General features: G+C 51.0%; 30 protein-coding genes and 5 pseudogenes. 10 read left to right on the top strand and 25 right to left on the bottom strand.

Going from position 1 to position 23,552, the window contains the following annotated elements; genetic code table 11:
• Nucleotides 1-14: 14 nt before the first annotated feature.
• The 11 genes from HV302_RS22755 to HV302_RS22705 all read right to left on the bottom strand — a co-directional run bounded on the left by HV302_RS22755 (nt 15) and on the right by HV302_RS22705 (nt 6,357).
• On the bottom strand, nt 15-236 hold the full coding sequence (locus HV302_RS22755; RefSeq protein WP_016239820.1) for a DUF987 domain-containing protein: 222 nt from the start codon (nt 234-236) through the stop codon (nt 15-17).
• 8 nt (nt 237-244) lie between these two features.
• On the bottom strand, nt 245-721 hold the full coding sequence (locus tag HV302_RS22750) for a JAB domain-containing protein (RefSeq protein ID WP_000811693.1): 477 nt from the start codon (nt 719-721) through the stop codon (nt 245-247).
• Nucleotides 722-736: 15 nt separating this feature from the next.
• Complete coding sequence (locus HV302_RS22745; RefSeq protein WP_000211838.1) at nt 737-1,195, bottom strand: antirestriction protein; 459 nt, start codon at nt 1,193-1,195, stop codon at nt 737-739.
• Nucleotides 1,196-1,292: 97 nt separating this feature from the next.
• Complete coding sequence (locus HV302_RS22740) at nt 1,293-1,532, bottom strand: DUF905 domain-containing protein (protein ID WP_000194654.1); 240 nt, start codon at nt 1,530-1,532, stop codon at nt 1,293-1,295.
• 76 nt (nt 1,533-1,608) lie between these two features.
• Complete coding sequence (gene ykfB / locus HV302_RS22735) at nt 1,609-2,076, bottom strand: protein YkfB (RefSeq protein ID WP_023305531.1); 468 nt, start codon at nt 2,074-2,076, stop codon at nt 1,609-1,611.
• A 22-nt stretch (nt 2,077-2,098) separates the two neighbouring features.
• Nucleotides 2,099-2,542 carry a YfjS/YafY family lipoprotein gene (locus tag HV302_RS22730; protein ID WP_053263801.1) on the bottom strand — a complete coding sequence of 148 codons (444 nt, stop codon included), beginning with the start codon at nt 2,540-2,542 and terminating at the stop codon, nt 2,099-2,101.
• Entirely contained in the window at nt 2,542-2,778 is a 237-nt protein-coding gene (ypjK, locus tag HV302_RS22725) for a protein YpjK (RefSeq protein ID WP_001115854.1), read from the bottom strand. Before ypjK ends, HV302_RS22730 begins: the two co-directional genes overlap by 1 nt.
• 46 nt (nt 2,779-2,824) lie before the next feature.
• Nucleotides 2,825-3,526, bottom strand: a complete 702-nt coding sequence (locus HV302_RS22720) for a DeoR family transcriptional regulator (RefSeq protein WP_008324530.1) — start codon at nt 3,524-3,526, stop codon at nt 2,825-2,827.
• Nucleotides 3,527-3,742: 216 nt separating this feature from the next.
• Nucleotides 3,743-4,564, bottom strand: a complete 822-nt coding sequence (locus tag HV302_RS22715) for a DUF932 domain-containing protein (protein ID WP_101743275.1) — start codon at nt 4,562-4,564, stop codon at nt 3,743-3,745.
• 91 nt (nt 4,565-4,655) lie between these two features.
• Nucleotides 4,656-5,519, bottom strand: a complete 864-nt coding sequence (locus tag HV302_RS22710) for a GTPase family protein (RefSeq protein ID WP_008324534.1) — start codon at nt 5,517-5,519, stop codon at nt 4,656-4,658.
• A 140-nt stretch (nt 5,520-5,659) separates the two neighbouring features.
• A protein-coding gene (locus HV302_RS22705; RefSeq protein WP_223429336.1) for an IS1 family transposase occupies nt 5,660-6,357 on the bottom strand; the annotation gives its coding sequence in 2 pieces (ribosomal slippage) (nt 5,660-6,108 and nt 6,108-6,357; 699 coding nt in all).
• A 57-nt stretch (nt 6,358-6,414) separates the two neighbouring features.
• Here HV302_RS22705 and HV302_RS22700 point away from each other — a divergent pair.
• The 6 genes and pseudogenes from HV302_RS22700 to appA form a co-directional block, all read left to right on the top strand.
• Nucleotides 6,415-6,828 (top strand): annotated as a pseudogene (locus tag HV302_RS22700) (inovirus Gp2 family protein); the annotation flags it as partial.
• A gap of 305 nt (nt 6,829-7,133) precedes the next feature.
• A pseudogene (locus HV302_RS28685) lies at nt 7,134-7,220 on the top strand (hypothetical protein); the annotation flags it as partial.
• Between the two features lie 145 nt (nt 7,221-7,365).
• Nucleotides 7,366-8,325 (top strand): annotated as a pseudogene (locus HV302_RS22695) (cytochrome ubiquinol oxidase subunit I); the annotation flags it as partial.
• A gap of 11 nt (nt 8,326-8,336) precedes the next feature.
• Nucleotides 8,337-9,473, top strand: coding sequence for a cytochrome d ubiquinol oxidase subunit II (gene appB / locus HV302_RS22690; protein ID WP_000460803.1), 1,137 nt, complete (start codon nt 8,337-8,339; stop codon nt 9,471-9,473).
• A 12-nt stretch (nt 9,474-9,485) separates the two neighbouring features.
• Entirely contained in the window at nt 9,486-9,578 is a 93-nt protein-coding gene (cbdX, locus tag HV302_RS22685) for a cytochrome bd-II oxidase subunit CbdX (protein ID WP_000270305.1), read from the top strand.
• A 79-nt stretch (nt 9,579-9,657) separates the two neighbouring features.
• Nucleotides 9,658-10,955 (top strand): annotated as a pseudogene (appA, locus tag HV302_RS22680) (bifunctional acid phosphatase/4-phytase).
• 119 nt (nt 10,956-11,074) lie between these two features.
• On the opposite strand, the pseudogene HV302_RS22675 reads toward appA, so the two are convergent.
• From HV302_RS22675 to HV302_RS22655, 5 genes and pseudogenes are all read right to left on the bottom strand, one after another.
• Nucleotides 11,075-11,767 (bottom strand): annotated as a pseudogene (locus HV302_RS22675) (polysaccharide biosynthesis tyrosine autokinase); the annotation flags it as partial.
• Nucleotides 11,768-11,915: 148 nt separating this feature from the next.
• Nucleotides 11,916-12,896, bottom strand: coding sequence for an IS5 family transposase (locus HV302_RS22670; protein ID WP_181626598.1), 981 nt, complete (start codon nt 12,894-12,896; stop codon nt 11,916-11,918).
• 125 nt (nt 12,897-13,021) lie between these two features.
• On the bottom strand, nt 13,022-13,303 hold the full coding sequence (locus tag HV302_RS22665; RefSeq protein WP_000780222.1) for a helix-turn-helix domain-containing protein: 282 nt from the start codon (nt 13,301-13,303) through the stop codon (nt 13,022-13,024).
• Complete coding sequence (locus HV302_RS22660; protein WP_000493286.1) at nt 13,284-13,613, bottom strand: type II toxin-antitoxin system RelE/ParE family toxin; 330 nt, start codon at nt 13,611-13,613, stop codon at nt 13,284-13,286. The genes HV302_RS22665 and HV302_RS22660 overlap by 20 nt, the downstream gene beginning before the upstream one ends.
• Nucleotides 13,614-14,446: 833 nt before the next feature.
• On the bottom strand, nt 14,447-15,151 hold the full coding sequence (locus HV302_RS22655; RefSeq protein WP_001067855.1) for an IS6-like element IS26 family transposase: 705 nt from the start codon (nt 15,149-15,151) through the stop codon (nt 14,447-14,449).
• Between the two features lie 361 nt (nt 15,152-15,512).
• Between HV302_RS22655 and HV302_RS22650 the strand changes: the two genes are divergently transcribed.
• A complete protein-coding gene (locus HV302_RS22650; RefSeq protein WP_181626597.1) occupies nt 15,513-15,854 on the top strand; it encodes an MCP four helix bundle domain-containing protein in 342 nt (113 codons plus the stop codon).
• Nucleotides 15,855-15,864: 10 nt separating this feature from the next.
• On the opposite strand, the gene HV302_RS22645 is transcribed toward HV302_RS22650, so the two are convergent.
• Together HV302_RS22645 and HV302_RS22640 are read right to left on the bottom strand one after the other, a co-directional pair.
• A protein-coding gene (locus HV302_RS22645; protein ID WP_326928730.1) for an IS1 family transposase occupies nt 15,865-16,562 on the bottom strand; the annotation gives its coding sequence in 2 pieces (ribosomal slippage) (nt 15,865-16,313 and nt 16,313-16,562; 699 coding nt in all).
• Between the two features lie 28 nt (nt 16,563-16,590).
• Nucleotides 16,591-16,968 carry a hypothetical protein gene (locus tag HV302_RS22640; RefSeq protein WP_181626596.1) on the bottom strand — a complete coding sequence of 126 codons (378 nt, stop codon included), beginning with the start codon at nt 16,966-16,968 and terminating at the stop codon, nt 16,591-16,593.
• Between the two features lie 615 nt (nt 16,969-17,583).
• On the opposite strand from HV302_RS22640, the gene HV302_RS22635 reads away from it, so the two are divergent.
• Together HV302_RS22635 and HV302_RS22630 are read left to right on the top strand one after the other, a co-directional pair.
• Nucleotides 17,584-18,495: a helix-turn-helix transcriptional regulator gene (locus HV302_RS22635; RefSeq protein ID WP_181626595.1), complete on the top strand. Its 912-nt coding sequence runs from the start codon at nt 17,584-17,586 to the stop codon at nt 18,493-18,495.
• Nucleotides 18,488-18,922, top strand: coding sequence for a hypothetical protein (locus tag HV302_RS22630; RefSeq protein WP_181626594.1), 435 nt, complete (start codon nt 18,488-18,490; stop codon nt 18,920-18,922). The genes HV302_RS22635 and HV302_RS22630 overlap by 8 nt, the downstream gene beginning before the upstream one ends.
• A gap of 64 nt (nt 18,923-18,986) precedes the next feature.
• Here the strand turns inward: HV302_RS22630 and HV302_RS22625 are convergent, their stop codons facing one another.
• The 7 genes from HV302_RS22625 to HV302_RS22595 form a co-directional block, all read right to left on the bottom strand.
• A complete protein-coding gene (locus HV302_RS22625; protein ID WP_110024664.1) occupies nt 18,987-19,379 on the bottom strand; it encodes a hypothetical protein in 393 nt (130 codons plus the stop codon).
• A gap of 64 nt (nt 19,380-19,443) precedes the next feature.
• Nucleotides 19,444-19,770: a hypothetical protein gene (locus HV302_RS22620; RefSeq protein ID WP_181626593.1), complete on the bottom strand. Its 327-nt coding sequence runs from the start codon at nt 19,768-19,770 to the stop codon at nt 19,444-19,446.
• A gap of 94 nt (nt 19,771-19,864) precedes the next feature.
• Nucleotides 19,865-20,083 carry a DeoR family transcriptional regulator gene (locus HV302_RS28680; protein WP_326928729.1) on the bottom strand — a complete coding sequence of 73 codons (219 nt, stop codon included), beginning with the start codon at nt 20,081-20,083 and terminating at the stop codon, nt 19,865-19,867.
• Nucleotides 20,083-20,574 carry a lecithin retinol acyltransferase family protein gene (locus HV302_RS22610; protein ID WP_249358925.1) on the bottom strand — a complete coding sequence of 164 codons (492 nt, stop codon included), beginning with the start codon at nt 20,572-20,574 and terminating at the stop codon, nt 20,083-20,085. Before HV302_RS22610 ends, HV302_RS28680 begins: the two co-directional genes overlap by 1 nt.
• 12 nt (nt 20,575-20,586) lie before the next feature.
• The gene (locus tag HV302_RS22605; RefSeq protein WP_316961600.1) at nt 20,587-21,018 is read right to left on the bottom strand and encodes a DUF2787 family protein; all 432 of its coding nucleotides are present in this window, start codon (nt 21,016-21,018) and stop codon (nt 20,587-20,589) included.
• A gap of 94 nt (nt 21,019-21,112) precedes the next feature.
• Nucleotides 21,113-21,550: a hypothetical protein gene (locus tag HV302_RS22600; RefSeq protein ID WP_115259647.1), complete on the bottom strand. Its 438-nt coding sequence runs from the start codon at nt 21,548-21,550 to the stop codon at nt 21,113-21,115.
• Between the two features lie 3 nt (nt 21,551-21,553).
• Entirely contained in the window at nt 21,554-21,928 is a 375-nt protein-coding gene (locus HV302_RS22595) for a hypothetical protein (RefSeq protein WP_181626591.1), read from the bottom strand.
• A gap of 73 nt (nt 21,929-22,001) precedes the next feature.
• On the opposite strand from HV302_RS22595, the gene HV302_RS22590 reads away from it, so the two are divergent.
• Nucleotides 22,002-23,231 (top strand): hypothetical protein, encoded by a 1,230-nt coding sequence (locus HV302_RS22590; RefSeq protein ID WP_181626590.1) that lies wholly within the window; start codon nt 22,002-22,004, stop codon nt 23,229-23,231.
• The last annotated feature ends 321 nt before the right edge of the window (nt 23,232-23,552 follow it).

The following is a 23,552-nucleotide window of genomic DNA, read 5'->3' as shown; positions in this document are numbered from 1 at the left end:
GTTCTCCACTATTGTCAGTTCAGGGTGATGCACATCAGGCAGGTATAGGGCCCATTGCGGTCCTGGCGGCGTTCGGCGTATACCGCGAGGACTCCGGCGATATCCGGAACGTCCCTGCCGGTGTAATGACAGACGCTACCGTGCCACTGGTATTTGCCGGTGCAGTAGCGAAAGATTCGGGACTCAGGATGCTGGCGGTATATCGTCATTGCCCTGCGTTTACTGATAATTTTCATGTAATACCTCAAAGCAGACCGTGTTCTGCGAACGAATAGATTTGCCTGCCACCGACAATCAGATGGTCAGGGACACGGATATCCACCAGCTGAAGCACCTGAACCAGTCGCTGCGTGAGGGTTTTGTCGGCCTGGCTAGGTGTCGTCTCGCCGGAAGGATGGTTATGCGCGAGTATCACCGCCGCCGCGTTGAAGTGCAGAGCACGTTTGACCACCTCCCGGGGATGCACCTCGGTGCGGTTAATCGTGCCGGTGAAGAGCGTTTCATGGGCAATCAACTGATTCTGGTTGTCCAGATACAACACCCGGAACTCTTCCCGCTCAAGCGCGGCCATATGCAGTCGCAGCCATTCACGTACGGCGTGGGTAGAGGTGAAGGCTACGCCGGGCTCATGCAGGTGGCGGTCCAGAGCCCTGAGCGCCCGCTGAATGAGACGCCGGTCCTGTGGCGTCATCTCGCCGGGTAAAAAGGAAAGCTGTTTCATCTGTTGCTCCTTCGGTCAGTCGATAATACGCAGAATGGCGTGAGCCTCTGGATGTTGCATGGCATACTCCCGCAGGCGGTAATAGTGTGCGGTCATCGCGTCACATTCTGTACGGCAGGCATGGTGGCTATACGCAATCAGGCAGACAGCAATACCTGCTGCTTCTGCACTCATTTGGGCATCGTTACCGTTCAGGCAGTTAAACAGACGCCATGTCTCATCGTTGTCAGGCTCGGGGGACATAAATGCGCCGCCATTGCTGAGGGTGTAGAACGACCAGATACCACCGCTGTAGCCCTCACAGAAGCGGTCCATCCAGGCGAAGATATGCGGCTCCAGGAGTAGCCACTGCGGGATAGCGCCAAAGTACTGTGGCCAGAAATCGATACGCTGTTCATCGGGGACCGGCGTGACGGTCAGTTCAAATTCGGGTTGGTTAGCGGGTGCGAGGTCGTGCTGCGTCTGTGTTGTCATGGGTATGTCTCCGTCAATAAAAACGCCAGCGGCGATGGCTGGCGTATGGGGATATAAAGTGTGTTCTGGGAGGTGAATGCGGGTAAATGCTTCGCGATCAGCGGGTGGCCGTGTCTGTACGGATGCCTGAGGTGCGGATATAGCGGTTAAGACCTTCACCGGCATCCGGCTCAAAGTTCCATGCCCGCCAGACCATCCGGCCTTCAGTATCACGAACCACCAGACGGAAGTGACTGCCCTGGTCGTCTTCGAGTGTGATATTGCTGTACGTGGTAGTGACCGCTTGCGCTTGTCTCCGGGTGAAAGGCCCCGGTGGCAGCAACACGGATTGGGTCATTTTCGGGCTCCTGATAAAAGAAAACCCCGGCAGCCTGCTAGCTGTCGGGGTGGATTTGCTGGGGAAGATACTACTATCAGTCGTTGCTGCAGTCTCCGAGAGTGGACAGAACTTTCTCAGCGTTCTTCCGGTCCGCAGTGAAGGTCCCTGCTTTGTGGTCATTGACGTAGACGTCGAACTGCCCGGACTCAGAGATATTGCTGATGAAGTCAAACCAGGCGTTATCGCCGTTACGCCAGCCCAGGCTGGACGGAATAATGTACTGCTGGTGATCCATCACTACGGTGATAGTAGTGTCGTCATCGTGCGAACTGACCATCTTGTCATCGGCAAGGGTAAGAAAGACTGAATGCTGATAGAAACCATTCTGGTCCGGGTTCCCTGTGCAGTTGATGGTAAACGTCTTTCCGCTGGCTTCGGTCACGCTGTATTCCGTATTGCCCTGACCGTAACCCTGCTGCCAGAACCCCGGGATAGCAGAGGCATTAAAGCTCGCGAGCAGTACACCCGCCAGCATAAACCGACTTAGTGAAAGTATTGTCATTCTTGTCTCCTTTGTCGTTGTTTTATTCCTGGTTCTCAGGGTTTGAGGGTATCAGCAGTCGCCCCATCAGTTTGCCGTCATGGGCGTACTCAAAGTATTTTTCTTTGGTATACGGGTCCGTCACCTCCTGGTATTCCAGTTTGATGTTATCGGCAATACACAGCGCATTCATCAGTGGCTGGACGGTTTTTTCCTGCATATCCACGAGGTAGTAGTAACTGCCACCCTCGCAGCCATCGGGCGACTGGTGGGTACGTAAAACCTGCAAGGTGGGACCGGATAAGTAGTCAACCTGTGACCATTCTTCGCTGACATCATCCTGGTGGCTGACCACATCACTGAAACGCGGTGGGGTTAGATCCTTAAATTTGCTGATGGCCTTCAGGTCATCACTTCTGTTATCGCATGCGCTGAGAAACAGCGTGGTGGCAACCAGCACCAGCAGAGGCAGTGTTTTACGTTTCATTATTTTTTTCCTGAAATCAGACGAACCACTTTGGCAAAGACATAAATGCCGACGAAAATACCCACCGGCACGCCGACGAACGGTGTCAGTGCGACACTGGCCGCACCGGCTGCCCCTCCGCCCGTCAGCAGTGCGGCAACGGTGGCAAGGGTCAGGGCCGTGAGGCTGTCGGACACCCCGGTTTTGTTCAGAATGATGACGATGACAACAATGGCGATAATGGCAATAAATGGCAATAAATGGCATAGGCTCTCCCTGCGGATGAGTTGAGATAGACCTGCACTATTCCGGTGGGCTGTCGGCCGGAACAAACGCAAGCAGCGACTGCTGGATAAAGCGAAAATGGGGTAAGGCCTGAATAAACACCGGGTCTTCAACCAGACTGCACAGACTGTCGTTGCGGCGAAAAGACTCCTGCAGGGGTTGAACCAGATGGATTTCATTCAGGGTGAATACGGCGATATGTCCGTCGTGCTCTGCCACCAGATACCAGGCCTGCTGGTGGATAAGTAACCGGCAGGGAGCCAGCCGCTCACAGCGCTGCCCCTCGGCAATCAGCGTCACCCGCCTGCGCCCGGTAATGGCCTGAATCAGTCGCCAGAAAGACAATGCGCCTGATGGCGAAGGAGCCGGACTGGCGGGTGCGATTACGCAGGGAGACTCATCGCACATCAGCAGTGCGTTTACCAGACGACGGTCAAAGCCAGGGAAAAGACCGGCCATCCCGCTGCGGTGGGCAAAGATAAGCACGTCGGGCACCATCTGCGTCTCACTGCCCGCAGTACGTAAGCGGCAATATCCGGACTGATACTCCAGGTCCAGATACATCAGCCGCTCACGAAAATCACGCCGCAGCGTGCGCACCGACACACCAAACTCAGCGGCCAGCTTACGCACACTCAGTGTTTCCCCTGCCACCAGACGGCTGATTATCAGTGACAGCCTGACAGCCAGCCGGTCATGGCGGCGTTCTGCCTGTGTCATGAGAGGTTCTCCAGGAAAGTTAACTGACTGAAAATGATGTGATTACTTTAAACAGGGGGGCGGACAGGGTATGGACAACGCAGAAACTATTTTTTATTTCTGCAAAAGCCAGATGTAACGGGGGTTACAGGCTATTACCGGGAGATTGAGGCACACGAGCACGTAGCAATTCGGACAGGTGGTGTCCGATAATAACAATGTGGCAACATAAAACGTCTACTGCAGTTGTGTGAGCAGTGTTTCAGCCATCACCCACAGCGCACGGTTAAGCTTCACGTCCCCGTCAATGCCACGCACGGCACGGGTATGCGTCCGTCCGCCTTTAGCATTACGCCCGCTGAGTCCGCCCTTAATCAGGTTTTCCTGCACACGCTGGTACGTGGTCCACAGGTCATTGCTCTCATCCTGCCAGCGGCGCGGGGAGAGTATCTGCGATTCAGTAACCGGCTGGTGGTCTTCACCAAAGCGGTATGTGAGAGCGGCTTTTGCCAGTGCCTGCTGTGCCGGAGGCGGCAACAGCAACGACTGCATGGCATCCCGTTTCTCCTCCACCCGGTCAAAAATCCCCAGTACCTCATACGCGCCTTCAATCACCTGACTCACCACGTCCCCCTTGTGCGGCACCCGTACTTCGCCAAACGACTCGCCACAGACAAGGCCGTTCTGACAAACCGCACGAAATAGTCCCGGCAGCATCTGGTACGAACTGCTGCCATCGTGAGAGTTGAGCAGGATTATTTCTGGTACCTGTTTTCCATTAATCTGCCCCTCACGTCGCAGACGCAGCATGTGCTTTGTGTGTTCGCGACGACCTGGGTCACGTACACGGGTCTGACAGGCAAAGAACGGCTGGAAGCCTTCCCGCTGCAGGCTGTCCAGCAGGGATATGGTGGGTATATAGGTATAACGCTCACTACGGGATGCGTGTTTGTCCTCACTGAATACACTGGGCACCACGCGAAACAGCTCTTCGCGGGTTAACGGGCGGTCGCGACGGATAAGATTTGCTGCGCCAAAGCGCGAAGCCAGACGGGTCATAAGCAGACTCCTCATAACGGGAAAACAAATAAAAGGGATCCCCGTCGCATCTGCGACAGGGGCAGGGAAGTAACAGGGATGGGTTAAATACTCAGAAGAAGAAATCCCAGACGGCGCGGGCCACTGACACCACCGTGGTGCGCACGGCCTGAATGACAGCCCGTACCGGGGCGGGTATCAGGGGAAAGGCACTGATGCTATCGAGTACGGCCCCGATGGTTTCACCAAAATCGCTACGAGCCTGTTCCCGGACTACCGTCGTGCGAAAGGAAGACTGGAGTTGCGACACCACCGGGCTGGTGGCCTCACGTGGCAGGCACTTAATCATTCGCTCGGCCATCACCCGCAGTCCCCACTGAAGACGGACCGACACGGCACACACCGGATGTACGGGCTGGAACAGCTCATGCAGCAGACAGATTTTACGGCTGATATTCTGCTTCTGCGCCGTGGACAACGGTCCCCCACCGCTGGTGGGTTCGGCCTTATCCGACTGGCTGATAACAAACAGCACCTTATGCCGGTATACCTCTCCAATCACCTGATGATAAAAATGTTCATCCACCGCCAGCGCCCGGTCATCGGCCTTAATCAGCCACAGAACCAGGTCGAGCCGGGGGAGTTGTTCGCGGTACATCGCAGCATACTCGGTATCGCGAGCACCACTTTCGCCCACGCCGGGCAGGTCCACCAGCGTCATATAGCGGTCGCCGACTTGCAGGCGAAAGCGCAGTGGCTCACGGGTACATGCAGCCACATCGCTGACCGGTGATATATCTCCGGCAAACAGGGCATTGCACAGACTGCTCTTCCCAACACCGGTTTTACCCATAATGCCGATCACTGGCTCGTAGCGGGTTAACTGATTTATCTGCTGCAATATACGTTCAGACACCCACTGTGGCAGACCAGCGAGCGATTGCTGAAACGGCTTCAATCCTTCAGAATTGTTCATTACTACTCCTCTGAAAAATAATACAAAAACGGCAGAATCGTGAGATTCCACCGTTAATCTGGTATGTTCAAAGGGATGATATATATCTGAACATTATTAACTTGATCTACTTTTTGTCTTTTTTAGGTAATGACTCCAACTTACTGATAGTGTTTTATGTTCAGATAATGCCCGATGACCTTGTCATGCAGCTCCACCGATTTTGAGAACGACAGTGACTTCCGTCCCAGCCTTGCCAGATGTTGTCTCAGATTCAGGTTATGTCGCTCAATGCGCTGAGTGTAACGCTTGCTGATTACGTGCAGCTTTCCCTTCAGGCGGGATTCATACAGCGGCCAGCCATCCGTCATCCATACCACGACCTCAAAGGCCGACAGCAGGCTCAGAAGACGCTCCAGTGTGGCCAGAGTGCGTTCACCGAAGACGTGCGCCACAACCGTCCTCCGTATCCTGTCATACGCGTAAAACAGCCAGCGCTGACGTGATTTAGCACCGACGTAGCCCCACTGTTCGTCCATTTCCGCGCAGACGATGACGTCACTGCCCGGCTGTATGCGCGAGGTTACCGACTGCGGCCTGAGTTTTTTAAGTGACGTAAAATCGTGTTGAGGCCAACGCCCATAATGCGGGCGGTTGCCCGGCATCCAACGCCATTCATGGCCATATCAATGATTTTCTGGTGCGTACCGGGTTGAGAAGCGGTGTAAGTGAACTGCAGTTGCCATGTTTTACGGCAGTGAGAGCAGAGATAGCGCTGATGTCCGGCAGTGCTTTTGCCGTTACGCACCACCCCGTCAGTAGCTGAACAGGAGGGACAGCTGATAGAAACAGAAGCCACTGGAGCACCTCAAAAACACCATCATACACTAAATCAGTAAGTTGGCAGCATCACCCAAAAATCGATGCTCGGTACCGAAATAAAATAAAGAATGGCATCAGGAGCTACCCATGCCAGTTGCGTTACGCCTGGGTTCGGGAAGTGGGAGAAATAAACGAGAAGTCCCATTACCACATGGTACTTTTCGTGAACAAAGACACATTCAATGGACTTGGGAGCTATGGAGAAGGGGGAACGGGATTAGCCAGCCTGATACGTGAAGCCTGGCTGAGCGCTTTGCAACTAGGCCCTTACCCCGAATACCGAACGTTGGTCCACATCCCAGATAATCCCCTGTATTATCTGGATGCCAACGCCACAGACTATCGTGCGGTTTACGATAAGCTCACTTTCCGTCTGAGCTACTTTGCGAAGGAGCGCACCAAGTCATACAGCCGAGATGAACGCTCGTTTGGCTGCAGTCAGTCCTGAGGCAAAACAAACTAAGTCTATAAAGATTTTTTCAGCCTGGCTCTAATCGACTGAATCTCAGCATACTCCGCTTTTGAAGCCTTGACACGTCAGTTGTTCTTTCACCTCTGAGTGGCTACTCGCGACTGCCTGCAGGAGACTGATTATGTTATTGACCGCAAAATCCATTAACTGACTTTTCGACTTAATCTCCTTAAGTTATGTGAGAAATTTGCCGATATGAAAACATGATCCTCCAGTCGCTACTGACATGCCCTGTCAGTAGCAACTGGTAATCTCAAGGAAAAATTACAAGGAGAACGCGCATGAGCGGGCATGAGGTAATGGTACAAAGAATAACCGCTATTATTGCAGAACTTTACCAGTACAGTTTTGTATCACGTAAGAAGATGATGGACGAATTCAACATCAGTGAGCGTACTTTGTATCGTGATCTTAATCGTCTGGGCGACAGAATCGTCCCCGATGGTGATGGTATTTACAGGCTGGCTCCCGCTTACGCTAAACCTCAGGCTCTAAAAGAACAACAAAATCTCGGCCATGTTTATTATGGCGATCAGCGCCTGGTATTTACTGCGCGGACGGGAGCGCGATGTCGCATTACGCTCGTTTGCCATCGGTTCCGTCTTCGGTACTCTGGCGATTATTGGCACGCTGCAACTCGGAGACAGTTCTGCGTATGAAGTCGCGCAAGTACAACCGGTAAAACTGGCGGCGATGGAAGGGGAGTGGCAAACGGAACCTGCACCTGCACCGTTCCATGTGGTTGCCTGGCCGGAACAGGATCAAGAGCGTAACGCCTTTGCCATCAAAATTCCCGCGCTGCTAGGGATCCTCGCCACTCACTCATTAGATAAACCCGTGCCGGGTCTGAAGAATTTGATGGCTGAAACCTACCCACGCTTGCAACGCGGACGTATGGTCTGGCTGTTAATGCAGGAAATATCGCAAGGCAATCGTGAGCCGCATGTGTTGCAGGCATTCCGGGAACTGGAAGGTGACCTGGGCTACGGCATGTTGCTCTCCCGCTATGCGCCGGATATGAATCATGTCACAGCCGCACAGTACCAGGCGGCGATGCGTGGTGCAATACCTCAGGTTGCGCCGGTATTCTGGAGTTTCCGCATCATGGTGGGCTGTGGTTCCCTGCTGCTACTGGTGATGCTGATTGCGCTTGTCCAGACGCTGCGTGGCAAAATCGACCAGCATCGCTGGGTGCTGAAAATGGCGCTCTGGAGTTTGCCGTTGCCGTGGATTGCGATTGAAGCCGGGTGGTTTATGACCGAGTTTGGTCGTCAGCCGTGGGCGATACAGGACATCTTACCGACATACTCCGCGCACTCCGCCTTAACCACAGGACAACTGGCTTTCTCACTGATCATGATCGTAGGGCTTTACACCCTGTTCTTAATCGCCGAAGTCTACCTGATGCAGAAATATGCCCGTCTGGGGCCGAGCGCGATGCAGAGTGAACAACCGACGCAGCAACAGGGGTAAAGGAGAAAATCATGTTTGATTATGAAACATTGCGCTTCATCTGGTGGCTGCTGATTGGCGTGATCCTGGTGGTCTTTATGATCTCCGACGGATTTGACATGGGGATCGGCTGTTTGCTGCCGCTGGTGGCGCGTAATGATGATGAACGCCGGATAGTGATTAATAGCGTTGGTGCGCACTGGGAAGGCAATCAGGTCTGGTTGATCCTCGCAGGTGGGGCATTATTTGCCGCCTGGCCCAGAGTGTATGCAGCGGCGTTTTCCGGCTTTTATGTGGCGATGATCCTGGTGCTGTGCTCGCTGTTCTTCCGCCCGCTGGCCTTTGATTATCGCGGAAAAATCGCCGATGCACGCTGGCGTAAAATGTGGGATGCCGGTCTGGTCATCGGCAGTCTGGTGCCGCCGGTAGTCTTCGGTATCGCCTTCGGCAACTTGTTGCTCGGCGTGCCGTTTGCCTTCACACCGCAATTACGCGTGGAGTATCTCGGCAGCTTCTGGCAACTGCTGACGCCATTCCCTTTATTGTGCGGATTGCTCAGCCTTGGGATGGTGATTTTGCAAGGTGGCGTCTGGTTACAACTGAAAACTGTTGGTGTGATTCATCTGCGTTCACAGCTGGCGACTAAACGCGCTGCACTGTTGGTGATGCTGTGCTTTTTGCTGGCGGGTTACTGGCTGTGGGTCGGTATTGATGGCTTTGTACTGCTCGCCCAGGATGCTAACGGTCCTTCCAATCCGTTAATGAAACTGGTGGCAGTGCTACCTGGTGCCTGGATGAATAATTTTGTCGAGTCGCCCGTTTTGTGGATCTTCCCGCTACTGGGGTTCTTCTGCCCATTGCTGACGGTGATGGCGATTTATCGTGGTCGCCCGGGTTGGGGATTTTTGATGGCATCATTGATGCAATTTGGCGTGATTTTCACGGCAGGCATCACGCTGTTCCCCTTTGTCATGCCGTCAAGCGTGAGTCCAATCTCCAGCCTGACGTTGTGGGACAGCACTTCCAGTCAGCTGACGCTGAGTATTATGTTGGTAATCGTGCTGATATTTTTGCCCATTGTGTTGCTCTACACTCTCTGGAGCTACTACAAAATGTGGGGGCGCATGACGACAGAAACTCTCCGCCGTAACGAAAACGAGCTGTACTAAGGAGCAGGAACAATGTGGTATTTACTTTGGTTCGTCGGCATTTTGTTGATGTGTTCGCTCTCCACCCTTGTGTTGGTATGGCTGGACCCGCGATTGAAAAGTTAACGAACGTAAGTCTGATGCGGCGCATTAGCGTCGTATCAGGCAATCAATAATGTCGGATATGAAAAGCGGAAACATATCGATGAAAGCGATCTTGATCCCATTTTTATCTCTTCTGATTCCGTTAACCCCGCAATCTGCATTCGCTCAGAGTGAGCCGGAGCTGAAGCTGGAAAGTGTGGTGATTGTCAGTCGTCATGGTGTGCGTGCCCCAACCAAGGCCACGCAACTGATGCAGGATGTCACCCCAGACGCATGGCCAACCTGGCCGGTAAAACTGGGTTGGCTGACACCGCGCGGTGGTGAGCTAATCGCTTATCTCGGACATTACCAACGCCAGCGTCTGGTAGCCGACGGATTGCTGACGAAAAAGGGCTGCCCGCAGCCTGGTCAGGTCGCGATTATTGCTGATGTCGACGAGCGTACCCGTAAAACAGGCGAAGCCTTCGCCGCCGGGCTGGCACCTGACTGTGCAATAACCGTACATACCCAGGCAGATACGTCCAGTCCCGATCCGTTATTTAATCCTCTAAAAACTGGCGTTTGCCAACTGGATAACGCGAACGTGACTGACGCGATCCTCAGCAGGGCAGGAGGGTCAATTGCTGACTTTACCGGGCATCGGCAAACGGCGTTTCGCGAACTGGAACGGGTGCTTAATTTTCCGCAATCAAACTTGTGCCTTAACCGTGAGAAACAGGACGAAAGCTGTTCATTAACGCAGGCATTACCATCGGAACTCAAGGTGAGCGCCGACAATGTCTCATTAACCGGTGCGGTAAGCCTCGCATCAATGCTGACGGAGATATTTCTCCTGCAACAGGCACAGGGAATGCCGGAGCCGGGGTGGGGAAGGATCACTGATTCACACCAGTGGAACACGTTGCTAAGTTTGCATAACGCGCAATTTTATTTACTACAACGCACGCCGGAGGTTGCCGCAGCCGCGCCACCCCGTTGTTGGATTTGATCATGACAGCGTTGACGCCCCATCCACCGCAAAAACAGGCGTATGGTGTGATATTACCCACTTCAGTGCTGTTTATCGCCGGACACGATACTAATCTGGCAAATCTCGGCGGCGCACTGGAGCTCAACTGGACGCTTCCAGGTCAGCCGGATAACACGCCGCCAGGTGGTGAACTGGTGTTTGAACGCTGGCGTCGGCTAAGCGATAACAGCCAGTGGATTCAGGTTTCGCTGGTCTTCCAGACTTTACAGCAGATGCGTGATAAAACGCCGCTGTCATTAAATACGCCGCCCGGAGAGGTGAAACTGACCCTGGCAGGATGTGAAGAGCGAAATGCGCAGGGCATGTGTTCGTTGGCCGGTTTTACGCAAATCGTGAATGAAGCACGCATACCGGCGTGCAGTTTGTAATGCATAAAAAAGAGCATTCAGCTACCTGAATGCTCTGAGGCTGATGACAAACGAAGAACTGTCTAATGCGTAGACCGGAAAAGGCGTTCACGCCGCATCCGGTCACTTTACCTTCAGTTTTACTCTTTCTCGGAGTAACTATAACCGTAATAGTTATAGCCGTAACTGTAAGCGGTGCTGGCGCGTTTAATCACACCATTGAGGATAGCGCCTTTAATATTGACGCCTGCCTGTTCCAGACGCTGCATTGACAAGCTCACCTCTTTGGCGGTGTTCAGGCCAAAACGCGCAACCAGCAGGCTGGTGCCGACAGAGCGCCCCACGACCGCAGCATCGCTCACCGCCAGCATCGGCGGCGTATCGACAATCACCAGATCGTAATGGTCGTTCGCCCATTCCAGTAATTGACGCATCCGATCGCGCATCAGCAGTTCAGACGGGTTAGGTGGCATCTGACCGCGAGTAATCACATCAAAGCCTCCTTTGCCAAAATGCTGGATCACTTTGTTGAGCTCATCTTTACCTGCCAGATATTCCGACAAGCCATGTGCATTACTCACGGTAAACAGGTTATGCGAATAACCATGGCGTAAGTCGGCATCAATAAATAACACTTTTTGATCGGACTGGGCGATCACCGCTGCCAGAGTTGAACTGACAAATGTTTTACCACTGTCTGGCGTCGCACCGGTGATCATCAGAATGTTATTCTCAGTCTCCATCATAGCGAAATGCAGACTGGTTCGTAGCGCACGTACGGCTTCCACAGCAGAATCCGCCGGGTTATCCACCGCCAGGAAGGGGATATTTTTAGGGAAGGTGCGAATAAGCGGGGAAATTCTTCTCGGCTGACTCAGTCATTTCATTTCTTCATGTTTGAGCCGATTTTTTCTCCCGTAAATGCCTTGAATCAGCCTATTTAGACCGTTTCTTCGCCATTTAAGGCGTTATCCCCAGTTTTTAGTGAGATCTCTCCCACTGACGTATCATTTGGTCCGCCCGAAACAGGTTGGCCAGCGTGAATAACATCGCCAGTTGGTTATCGTTTTTCAGCAGCCCCTTGTATCTGGCTTTCACGAAGCCGAACTGCCGCTTGATGATGCGAAACGGGTGCTCCACCCTGGCACGGATGCTGGCTTTCATGTATTCGATGTTGATGGCCGTTTTGTTATTGCGCGGATGCTGCTTCAAGGTTTTTACCCTGCCGGGACGCTCGGCGATCAGCCAGTCCACATCCACCTCGGCCAGCTCCTCGCGCTGTGGCGCTCCTTGGTAGCCGGCATCGGCTGAGACAAATTGCTCCTCTCCATGAAGCAGATTACCCAGCTGATTGAGGTCATGCTCGTTGGCCGCGGTGGTGACTAGGCTGTGGGTCAGGCCACTCTTGGCATCGAAACCAATGTGGGCCTTCATGCCAAAGTGCCACTGATTGCCTTTCTTGGTCTGATGCATCTCCGGATCGCGTTGCTGCTCTTTGTTCTTGGTAGAGTTGGGTGCCTCAATGATGGTGGCATCCACCAAAGTGCCTTGGGTCATCATGACGCCTGCTTCGGCCAGCCAGCGATTGATGGTCTTGAACAATTGACGGGCCAGTTGATGCAGCTCGAGCAGGTGGCGGAAATTCATGATGGTGGTGCGATCCGGCAGGGCGCTATCCAGGGATAATCGGGCAAACAGGCGCATGGAGGCGATTTCGTACAGGGCATCTTCCATGGCACCGTCGCTCAGGTTGTACCAATGCTGCATGCGGTGAATACGCAGCATGGTCTCCAGCGGATAGGGCCGTCGGCCATTGCCCGCCTTGGGATAAAACGGCTCGATGACAGCGGTCATATTCTGCCATGGCAGAATCTGCTCCATGCGGGAGAGGAAAATCTCTTTTCGGGTCTGACGGCGCTTAGTGCTGAATTCACTATCGGCGAAGGTGAGTTGATGGCTCATGATGTCCATCTGGGATGCGCTCCGGATGAATATGATGATCTCATATCAGGAACTTGTTCGCACCTTCCTTAACAAAATTTTGGGACTGACCGAAACAAAAAGGCCAGCCCCGGAGGGCTGGCTATTCAGTACAGGGCAATGACAGGTTTCTTGATGCCGCAGGCGTGAGCGTAGCGGGTCAGTGTGTCGATGCTGGCTTTGGTGATGTTGTTTTCCAGGCGAGAAATAACCGGAGGTGTAACCCCCATGCGTTCAGCAACCTGCGCTTTTGTCAGGTTGTCATGCTTGCGCCATTCAGCAAGCAGCTCCCTGAGCTTTTCCTTACGTTCTTCTTCCTGCCATGCAGCGCGATATTCATCGTCCTGCATCCACTCGTTATGCAGTTCTTTATGGCTTACCAGTTTCATTAAGTACCTCCGCTAACCGCTTTTTGGCGAGATCGATTTCTTTCGCTGGCGTTTTCTGTGACTTCTTGATGAAAACCCGGAGCATGATGATGGTATTGCCTTTGTGGTATACCCAGATTCCCCTGGCTATGTCCGTCCCCATCGTGCGGATCTCAAAAAGTCCATCGCCCAGGGGCTTCGTGTCCGGCTCCCGCAGTAATCGGGCGTCATACTCCAGTTTGCCGATGAGACGGTCAAACTTCACCCTGATTTTTACGGGTAATGCTGTGGCTTCTTCCCTGGCTTCCGGGTGATAAACAACGCTAAACATGTGACCTCCCATTTCTATTAATATTAACCTATAGGCTAATTTCAGACAAGGTAGAATTAACCTATAAGCTAATTTTGTTGGCAGTTATCGTGGCTACCCGGTCACTACCCTGTTAGCGTGAGTTTTCGTTCCACTGAGGAACGGGGATTTATGCGCGTTAGCGCATGTAAGGCGGCAGGATGAAATGACAGGTAGCACCGAGGGTTAGCCGCCGATACCAGTGAGGGATCGAAAGGGATCGCCTATCCATCCCTTCACCCTGCAAAGCCATATTCCGCTAAAAGCGGCTCAGAGGCTTTTGTGCGCGGTCGGAGTGGTCACAACAAGGCGAAGCCGCAGTTGGGGCGTATCTCCGCGTTAGCGGGTCGTAAGAGCCGCTTACGAGCGTGTAAGCTAATTCTTCAGCGATATTTGCTGACGTATCCGGCGTGGCCGGATTTGTCCAATCCCTCGATGGCTAACAGGCGAGCTGTTAGCCATCGAGGGATTCCGTTCTGAATGCCCCGCGCTTTAGCGTGGGGAGCTACTTTTGAGGCGCTCGCGCCGATGCTGTTCGGTTATCCACTTTTTAAAGGGGATAACAGTAATGTCTTTTATTTTTTGGTTTATCTTTTAATACGTAAGTAATTAAAAGATAAACCAAAAGAGTATTTGCGCCATCTCGTTTGCACTTCATTATCACTTACCCACAAGCTATACAGCAGTTGTGGTGGGTCTACGCCGGAACCGCCGAAAAATCCGTCATTCCTGTAGGCGGGATGGGTTGGATTTCGAAAATTATGGCACTGTTGCAAAGTTAGCGATGAGGCAGCCTTTTGTCTTATTCAAAGGCCTTACATTTCAAAAACTCTGCTTACCAGGCGCATTTCGCCCAGGGGATCACCATAATAAAATGCTGAGGCCTGGCCTTTGCGTAGTGCACGCATCACCTCAATACCTTTGATGGTGGCGTAAGCCGTCTTCATGGATTTAAATCCCAGCGTGGCGCCGATTATCCGTTTCAGTTTGCCATGATCGCATTCAATCACGTTGTTCCGGTACTTAATCTGTCGGTGTTCAACGTCAGACGGGCACCGGCCTTCGCGTTTGAGCAGAGCAAGCGCGCGACCATAGGCGGGCGCTTTATCCGTGTTGATGAATCGCGGGATCTGCCACTTCTTCACGTTGTTGAGGATTTTACCCAGAAACCGGTATGCAGCTTTGCTGTTACGACGGGAGGAGAGATAAAAATCGACAGTGCGGCCCCGGCTGTCGACGGCCCGGTACAGATACGCCCAGCGGCCATTGACCTTCACGTAGGTTTCATCCATGTGCCACGGGCAAAGATCGGAAGGGTTACGCCAGTACCAGCGCAGCCGTTTTTCCATTTCAGGCGCATAACGCTGAACCCAGCGGTAAATCGTGGAGTGATCGACATTCACTCCGCGTTCAGCCAGCATCTCCTGCAGCTCACGGTAACTGATGCCGTATTTGCAGTACCAGCGTACGGCCCACAGAATGATGTCACGCTGAAAATGCCGGCCTTTGAATGGGTTCATGTGCAGCTCCATCAGCAAAAGGGGATGATAAGTTTATCACCACCGACTATTTGCAACAGTGCCGTTAAAGTTTACCGGACTGTTGCCGATAATCTTATTAACGTTGTGACAGCCCTCTACGCAACGGTAGACCCCATAGACATTGTCAGATTTCAGACCAGCCCTCACCGTCTGGTCTTTTTTGGCAGGACGCTTCGGGGTATTAAATGGTCGTGTCTGACACACTCCATTCAGGCACACTGATACCGATAACAGATCTCGTTAATCAAAATATGATTCCTCATAAATAAGTCTGGAGGCACCAGTTATTTGTCAGGGACACCGGGGTCCGAAATAACCAGCTTCATTCACGGGTAATAAAATGAAAATCAAAGACTTTAGTGTGGGTATCAGGCTGGCTGGCAGCTTCAGCCTAATTCTGGTTCTTGTCATGATCATGACAGTGACCGGAGTGGGGTACCTGAACTCTATGCTCACTTCCACCGATCGCGTGATGAATAATTATCTTCTGCAGGAGCGTATGGCGAATGAATGGCAGACCGCTATTGAATCAAACGGTGCGCTTGGACTGGTTCTGCTGACGTCGGGGGACCCGGATATCAGGACATATGCACAGCAGCGGATAAAGAAAAACTCTGCTCGCGTGGATATACTGCAGGATAAATTTAACAGGGAGCTTACTTCAGAGCAGGGTATTAGGTAATGACTCCAACTTATTGATAGTGTTTTATGTTCAGATAATGCCCGATGACTTTGTCATGCAGCTCCACCGATTTTGAGAACGACAGCGACTTCCGTCCCAGCCGTGCCAGGTGCTGCCTCAGATTCAGGTTATGCCGCTCAATTCGCTGCGTATATCGCTTGCTGATTACGTGCAGCTTTCCCTTCAGGCGGGATTCATACAGCGGCCAGCCATCCGTCATCCATACCACGACCTCAAAGGCCGACAGCAGGCTCAGAAGACGCTCTAGTGTGGCCAGAGTGCGTTCACCGAAGACGTGCGCCACAACCGTCCTCCGTATCCTGCCATACGCGTAAAACAGCCAGCGCTGGCGTGATTTAGCGCCGACGTAGCCCCAGTGTTCATCCATTTCAGCGCAGACAATGACGTCACTGCCCGGTTGTATGCGTGAGTTTACCGACTGCGGCCTGAGTTTTTTAAGTGTCGTAAAATCGTGTTGAGGCCAACGCCCATAATGCGTGCACTGGCGCGACATCCGACGCCATTCATGGCCATATCAATAATTTTCTGGTGTGTACCGGGCTGAGAGGCGGTGTAAGTGAACTGTAGCTGCCATGTTTTACGGCAGTGAGAGCAGAGATAGCGCTGATGTCCGGCGGTGCTTTTGCCGTTACGCACCACCCCGTCAGTAGCTGAACAGGAGGGACAGTTGATAGAAACAGAAGCCACTGGAGCACCTCAAAAACACCATCATACACTAAATCAGTAAGTTGGCAGCATCACCTAAAATGCTGCTATTAATTTTTTTTCTTGTATTATTAAATGTCTTTAATAGATCGGCATTGCCAAAAAAAAGACCTGTCATCCAATATATATAATTTTTGGGGGTGAGTAAATCACTTACATTGCTAACATCATAATGCTCTGTGTTTGAGTCATAAATTGGTATGAAAAGCCTAGGTAGCAAATTGCTTGAAGCTAATTGGAATATTGGTATGGTTGCATTATAAACATTGAATTTCTTTATTTCTTCAATGATCCTTTTATTCAGTTCTGTTGTAGGGGTCCATCTATTTACATTAAAGATCTTTGGATCATAAAATAATTTACTTGATCGTATTGGATTTCTGCGCACATGTTCACCTTAGTTGCGATTATTTTTTATAACAAATAAGAACGCTACCGCCCTCAGTTATAACACTGATGTGGTTTACTCCATATGTTTTAACCTTATGTTACAGCACGTTAGTTGTATCTGGAAGTTTTACGCATATACAAATTTCGATGATTTAAGGGAAAACCCTTAATTATCAATGATATGTGTTTTTGAGTGGTTATGTCTTTGGAACCTAGCTAGAAGCATACTCGTTTTGTTGTAGTTCGGATTGTTTACAGATTGGTGAGTCCTATATCTTTAGACTTTCCACTAATGGCGTGTAGAAGTCATGTGGAGCAACATATGGGTAACATAATGTAATGTAATGTAATGTGTTTGGGTGTGGGTATTGATAACATACTGTTTATAAATGATATTATCAAAAGCTATTCAACTTCCGTGCTGACATTTCACATTGATTTTTAAACTTGTTGTGATTGTATGAGTTGACAGGTTAAGTCTAAAAAAGAACTTTTAATGTAACTACATGAATAAAATCATTTATTTATTTTTTAAGCTGATTTATAAGTGGACGTAACCTGTCTAATTGACCGTTGAGAATTCGCATTCAGTTTTTAAACCTCGAATACTCAGATGGATAGACACGACAAACTTGGATACCGACTTGGATTGATACTGACGCGCCTCAACAATGGTGAGTCACTGACCGTCAGGGGCCTTGCTGACGACTTTAACGTCTGCGAAAAAACAATACGGCGTGATCTGACCGAGCGCCTTGCTTACCTGAACTTGCTCCGACAGGGTAAACAATATCGCCTGCCTAAAGGGATACTTGGACAGCGCAGCAATACGGATTTGCGTCGTTTTACCCGCATCCTCGGTATCGAAGGGCTGTTCCCACGCTGGGAAGATCGGCTACTGAACGTACTGCTGGGTGATACAGAAAACAATCCCTTTCTGATTAAGCAACGCCCTTATGAGAATTGCGGTGCTTTCATGTCCACTCTTAACGCGATTTCCGGGGCTATTCAGGCACATCAGAAGATTGCGTTTACCTATAAAGACAAGATGTTTGCGGCAACCGAGCCCTATCGTATCGTGAATGACAAAGGGCTCTGGTATCTCGCCGCCCGGCACGAAGGAACTCTGAAGAGTTTTGCAGTTTCCACGATGAACCATGTGCAGGTCAGCAATATGCGATTTAAACCCGATCCGGTTATGAGTCAGCAGGTGGAACATGCAGAAAGTATCTGGTACGGCGATGAACTCACTGAAGTGCTGATCTCTGTCTCAGCCCGTGCAGCGTATTACTTCTCCCGGCGCAACCTTTATCCTGGTCAGGAAATCATCCATACAACACCAACCGGTGATTTGCTCATTATTTCCCGTATAGCGCACTCCCGGCAGATTATTCCTCTTATCAAATACTGGTTGCCTGAGGTGGAAGTTATTAAGCCAGCTTCCATCCGCAATCAGATTATTGACGATATGCGTAGTGCGCTCAACCGATATGGTGAAATGAATGGAGAAACTTCAGATGAATAATGAAACGACTTTATACGACGATAATGATGCGGAAAACGCTTTTGAGGTGCTCGCAGTGGATTTACTGAGCGGGTTGCTGGGGGCACATGATAATGCGCAAAATGCCGAGCTGAAAGACTGGCTGGACAGTCCTTTCCCCGTTCAGCCAGAGGTTTTACTCAAACATGCCGAATTTATCTGTGAGCGATTTCTGGCAGGGGACGACAGCCACCTACTGATGCACGGCATTGATGAACAACTGGCGGCGATGACATTTTCCCGTAAGGAACGCTTTAGCCCGATGAATAAAGGGATGGTTGGATATTCTGCTCCTCGTGACCTGGATAAAGTGAATGCGTTGCTGAAGGTCATTATCACCTGGTATGAGTGCGAAATCGCCCGGCTGAAGGTGAAGTATGGAGAAATCACGCCACCGGGCAAAAAATAAACCGCACCAACGAATCATTGAGAAGGGAGAGCACAACGCTCTCCCTTCTGTTATTGATTGGCTGTCACAGTTTGACGATGCCACTTTTTAGCGCCAGCCGGACACACTTGTTAGCTTCCTGCATAATGACATCGTGCGGATACATATTCATTGCACGATACCCGTCTGATTTCGCCATTTTTCCTTCCATGCCTGCATTATCCAGAATGGCTTTCCACGCATCGCGTATTTTCTTCGAGTCCTTTTCGCCCACGCCGCCGGAAAGCGTGCCAAACAGCTCCTTGTTGTTGTCGCCAATATTTTTGTATTCCTTTGCATCAGGGTCCAGCAGCATGGCCATTTGTGTTGACTGACGGGTGGCTTCATAGCAACGGCCCGCTGTTTCCAGTGAGATTTGAGCGGCGGATGCTGAAGCCGAAGCTGCCAGAATGCATGTAGTGAGAATGATGTTTTTCATTAATTTAACCTGTGAAGAATGAACTGGTCTGAATTCAGTAAGTGATAGCGCCAGCACTGGTGTGCTATTCATCACCTTTGCGGTTGGCGGCGTTGCTGTAATAAGTGACGCATTTATCCGCGAAAGCTGCCTGCTGGTATGCCCGGGGCAGTTCATTTTCCAGCGCAGTGAAGTTTTCATTAATGGATTCCTGGTCAACGCCGTGGCGGGCCAGTTCGTTGTGCAGCCAGCTTTTGGTGAAAGCTATGTCACGTCCACTGGACTCCATCAGGGTTTCATTCCCCTTTAGCGCCAGATAGCAACTCACCCGGTTTTCAACCTGAACCAGCCCGGCATGAGCGCTGACAAGCGGGATGAGCGAGATAAACAGCGCAATAAAAATCTTGTTCATGATGTTTTTTCCTTAAATAACAGGCCATGCGGGATACCGCAGAATGAGCATATCGGGTGGGTGGGACAGGTTATGACCACAGGGGAAAGAATTTTCAGCGATGGATGAAGGCACGTCGAAGTGGTGCAGAGAGTCGCCAGCAACCCGGTGATATGGGCTCCATGATGCAGCCCATGCGGGCAAGGTCACGGCGGGCCGTGCGGGGTGAAATCCCGAACAGTTGAGTGAGCACACGGACTGACAGCGTTTTCCCCTGACAGAGCAAAATGACGCAATGGCAGAGGCGTTCGGCAAGTTTTTCAGCGCGGGCCATCAGTCCTCCCATACGCGCCAGGTATTGCCGCGTTGTAGCCTTTTCAACTGGCGATGCAGAACCACGGAGTTATCCGGTCTTCCGGTCAGGCACTCCGCTGTGAAGCGGTGGCAGTTCTCCTTCAGCAGGTGATACTGACGTCTGGAGCCCAGCGCCCGTAATGCCCGACCGGCTGCGGCAATATTTCCCACGGGCAAGCGTCCCTGACAATCGGTATAGACCGACATGGCTGGGTTCAGGCCATTCAGTCTGGCCATAAACCCTTTGCGGTCGCTGCAAAGCACTTCACCATCACCGGACAGATGCACAATCCGGTTGTTGCCGGTGTAGATACCGCTGTGGGTAACATAGCCACCTGCCAGTTCGCACCAGACGATGCCGCCTCTTGCCGGTTCATCCACCGTGTCACGAATAACATTGTCGGTGAAGCTCTCCGCCAGACTGAACAGAGGCCGGTATATCACCAGCCGGGAAATGAGCGTGAACAGCATAAAGCCTCCTTATCAGTCCGGGGAAACGGTGACGGTGAATACATCCATCGCGCAGTACGCCACAAAATTGCCCTGCCAGAGCGTCCAGAACTCGCTCAGCTCATGGTTTAGCGGCAACTCCCCGATTAGGCAGTGCCAGGCATAGCGTTGAGACCAGCTGATATCGAATTCCTTTGCCAGCTCGGCCCAGACCCGACCCTGCCAGCTAAAGTCGGTGAGGTAATCCAGCTGCCATATTTCAGGCTGCTCGCTGCGGATGAGGCGGATTTCTACCGGATGCCAGCCACCGTTTTCAGCGCTGTACTCCGGGTCACGAAAGTTCAGCACGGCACCCTGACAAGTGTCAGACAGTGGCGCGAGGTGTGTGGTTATCAGTGCGATAAACTCGCCACTCAGGGGAAGGTCAAGCGTGGGCTGATGCAGTGTGGGTGAACAAGGGGTCACAGATAATCTCCTTTATAGCAATATAAATTGGGTTGCCTTCGGCAGTGCAAAGGTCATGAGGGGGTTGGGTAAGGGCAAGGGGGATAAAAGGGGGTCAGGCAGAAGGGGAGAAGGTCAGCAGTTTTTCCAGCCGCTTTTCCCAGTCCGGGTAACAGCGATGGCTGAATGCCCCGCCTGAACCCTCTTCGGTGAGACAGATATCAGCGCAGCGAAGAATGGCGGCGAGGAAACCTGCATTGTTACGGCTGGTGCTGGTATACAGTGGTCGCAGAGCAGTGGAGGTGAAATCACCGGTTTCATGAGCTTTCAGAACGCCAGATATAGCACTCAGGGCAATCCATTCCCGGGAAAACAGACCGCCACTGTCGTTGGCAATAATGCGCAATCCCCGTTCCCCGTCCAGATTTTCAGTCATCTCCCAGTGCAGCAGGCCAGTGGAATGCGGATTAATCTTCTCGGCCTCGCCGGTAAGAACGCAGAGGTCATTCTGAGTTTCAGCATTAGAGGCTGGTGCGGATTTGGTCTTTTTCATCGGTTAATATCCTGAAGGTTGGGCCACAGCGATAAGTTCAGCGGCACCTGTAAAGGTCGCTGTCGACGGGAACAGCAGATAAAAGCCCTGCCCTAAATCACTGAGAATGGTCAGGGCAAGAAACAGCGAAGCATCCAGACGAATGACGTATTCGGCATTGCAGGCCAAATGGTGCAGATAGGTGGTCAGTTGTTCAGGAAGGTGCTCCTCCTCATCGGGGAGCAGATACAAAAGCTGGGTTTGGGTTTCTTCCCACAGCGTCGTTGCAGCAGTGAGACTGCTATCAGTGCATTTGGTGAGTTCGTTAACCAGCTGCAGTTGCTGAATAGGTGACACAGGCAGGCAGAACGCATCTGCCGGAGACTGTATAATGTGCATAGCGGTGTCCTGATTAATTAATGGGCACCAGAATAATATATGGGCGACAGGTGAATTTATTACAGGAGTGACAATGTTTAAAAAAATCACGGCAAACGACCTGATTAACAAAATGGAGCAGGATCCTGATATCATTAGCCTTAAAAAAATTAAACCTCAGGGTTTTTTGAATGTAATATATGCATTGAAAATACCGGGTATTTTTGCAGCTGCAGAAAAGGGACATTCAGTGCTTGATGTTCTAACAAAGGATGGCGCTCTGAATATCGTGGCCTTTATGTTGAATTCACTCAGTCATCGAAATGAGGGGAAAGTAGGGTATTTTTATCGAAACTTCCCTTGTAATTATATCAGCATTTATAATTCCAGTTTCGAACCAATGATTGCATCGAATGAGAAGTATATCTTCGATCTTGAAGTGATAGTTAAGACACTCATTTCAGAACTTAATGGACAAGAGTTTCTGATTAAACTAAATGAAACAGTGTTAGCTCAAGGTAACGTATTTTCATTTTTCCCGGAAAAGGAAAATAATGCATCGGAGCATATTTTTGATTTAAATTACATTAAAATGATAAATGAGCGGTTTCTGGAAGGGTTGAGTGTTTTTGATGAAAAGCTGGATACTGGAAAAACGGGTCACATTACCGACGTACTTTCACACCTTCTGGGGCTTACGACTGGATGCCAGCAGAACAGAGGGGAAACTGAAATGTGTAAATTCACTAAGCAAAAGAGTAAGGTGCACTTTTTTGAGCGAAAAGTTGCTTTCGACACGATGTTCACATTCGTTCTACTGAGAAAAGTGCTTGAAGTTATTAAGCGTGCAAACATGCTTCAGTCTGGGGTCACTAAGATAACTATGCCTGGCAGTCCGTTACAGGTACTCATTAATGAGAATTTTACACAAGATTCGTTCTTTATCATTAAAGAGCAGCGTAGGTTATTAATGAAGGTCGTTTGGTACTGTTCATTGTTGCGCCTTCAGGATAAGAAGGAAAGCATTCTGGATGAGAATGATCGCTATTTGTCACCAGATGTCATTAATCATATTTATCGCAATGTATCCTGGCTGGACTCGAACTCAACCCGAACCGCGCAGTATTTCTGGTCATTAACAAAGGATGCGATGGACGGAAAAGCACGCAGCCATATTCGCAGGATTTCGTTTAAACGGTGTTACCAGCAGCCTGTTCCATTGATTGATCTCAGCACCAGAGCGGGGATCAAAAAATTCATGGGCGAGCATTTTGACCCTGATAACGTTCTCTGGAGAACATCTAAACCTAAAAAGGCCGAGTAGGTTGCTGCCAGTTCAGAGGATTTCAGGGGGCAATTTTCACATAGTTGTGACTGGTGTGAGCCTCAGGTATTCCGTATAGGATGGTGCCGTGTGTGGCTATGTGCCGCCCGGCGCTGTTAACTCTTATCTACTTGGGGGACGTCACGGGAAATGTCATTGGCCGAGTGCATTTGGGTAAACTGGTCTGCTTAGTGGTGGTGTTTTGAACTAAAAAGTGCAGATTTAATAACGAGGACTGCAAACCTGTCATATCTTCATGTATTTATTGATATTTTTTCAGCATGATATTTTCTCCCTTCCTCTATAGTCACCGTTTAGACT

The organism is Citrobacter sp. RHBSTW-00859 (assembly GCF_013729795.1).
GTDB classification, from domain to species: Bacteria; Pseudomonadota; Gammaproteobacteria; order Enterobacterales; family Enterobacteriaceae; genus Citrobacter; species Citrobacter braakii.
The sequence above is the reverse complement of the archived record's forward strand: the minus strand, read 5'-3'. Positions and strand labels throughout refer to the sequence as shown.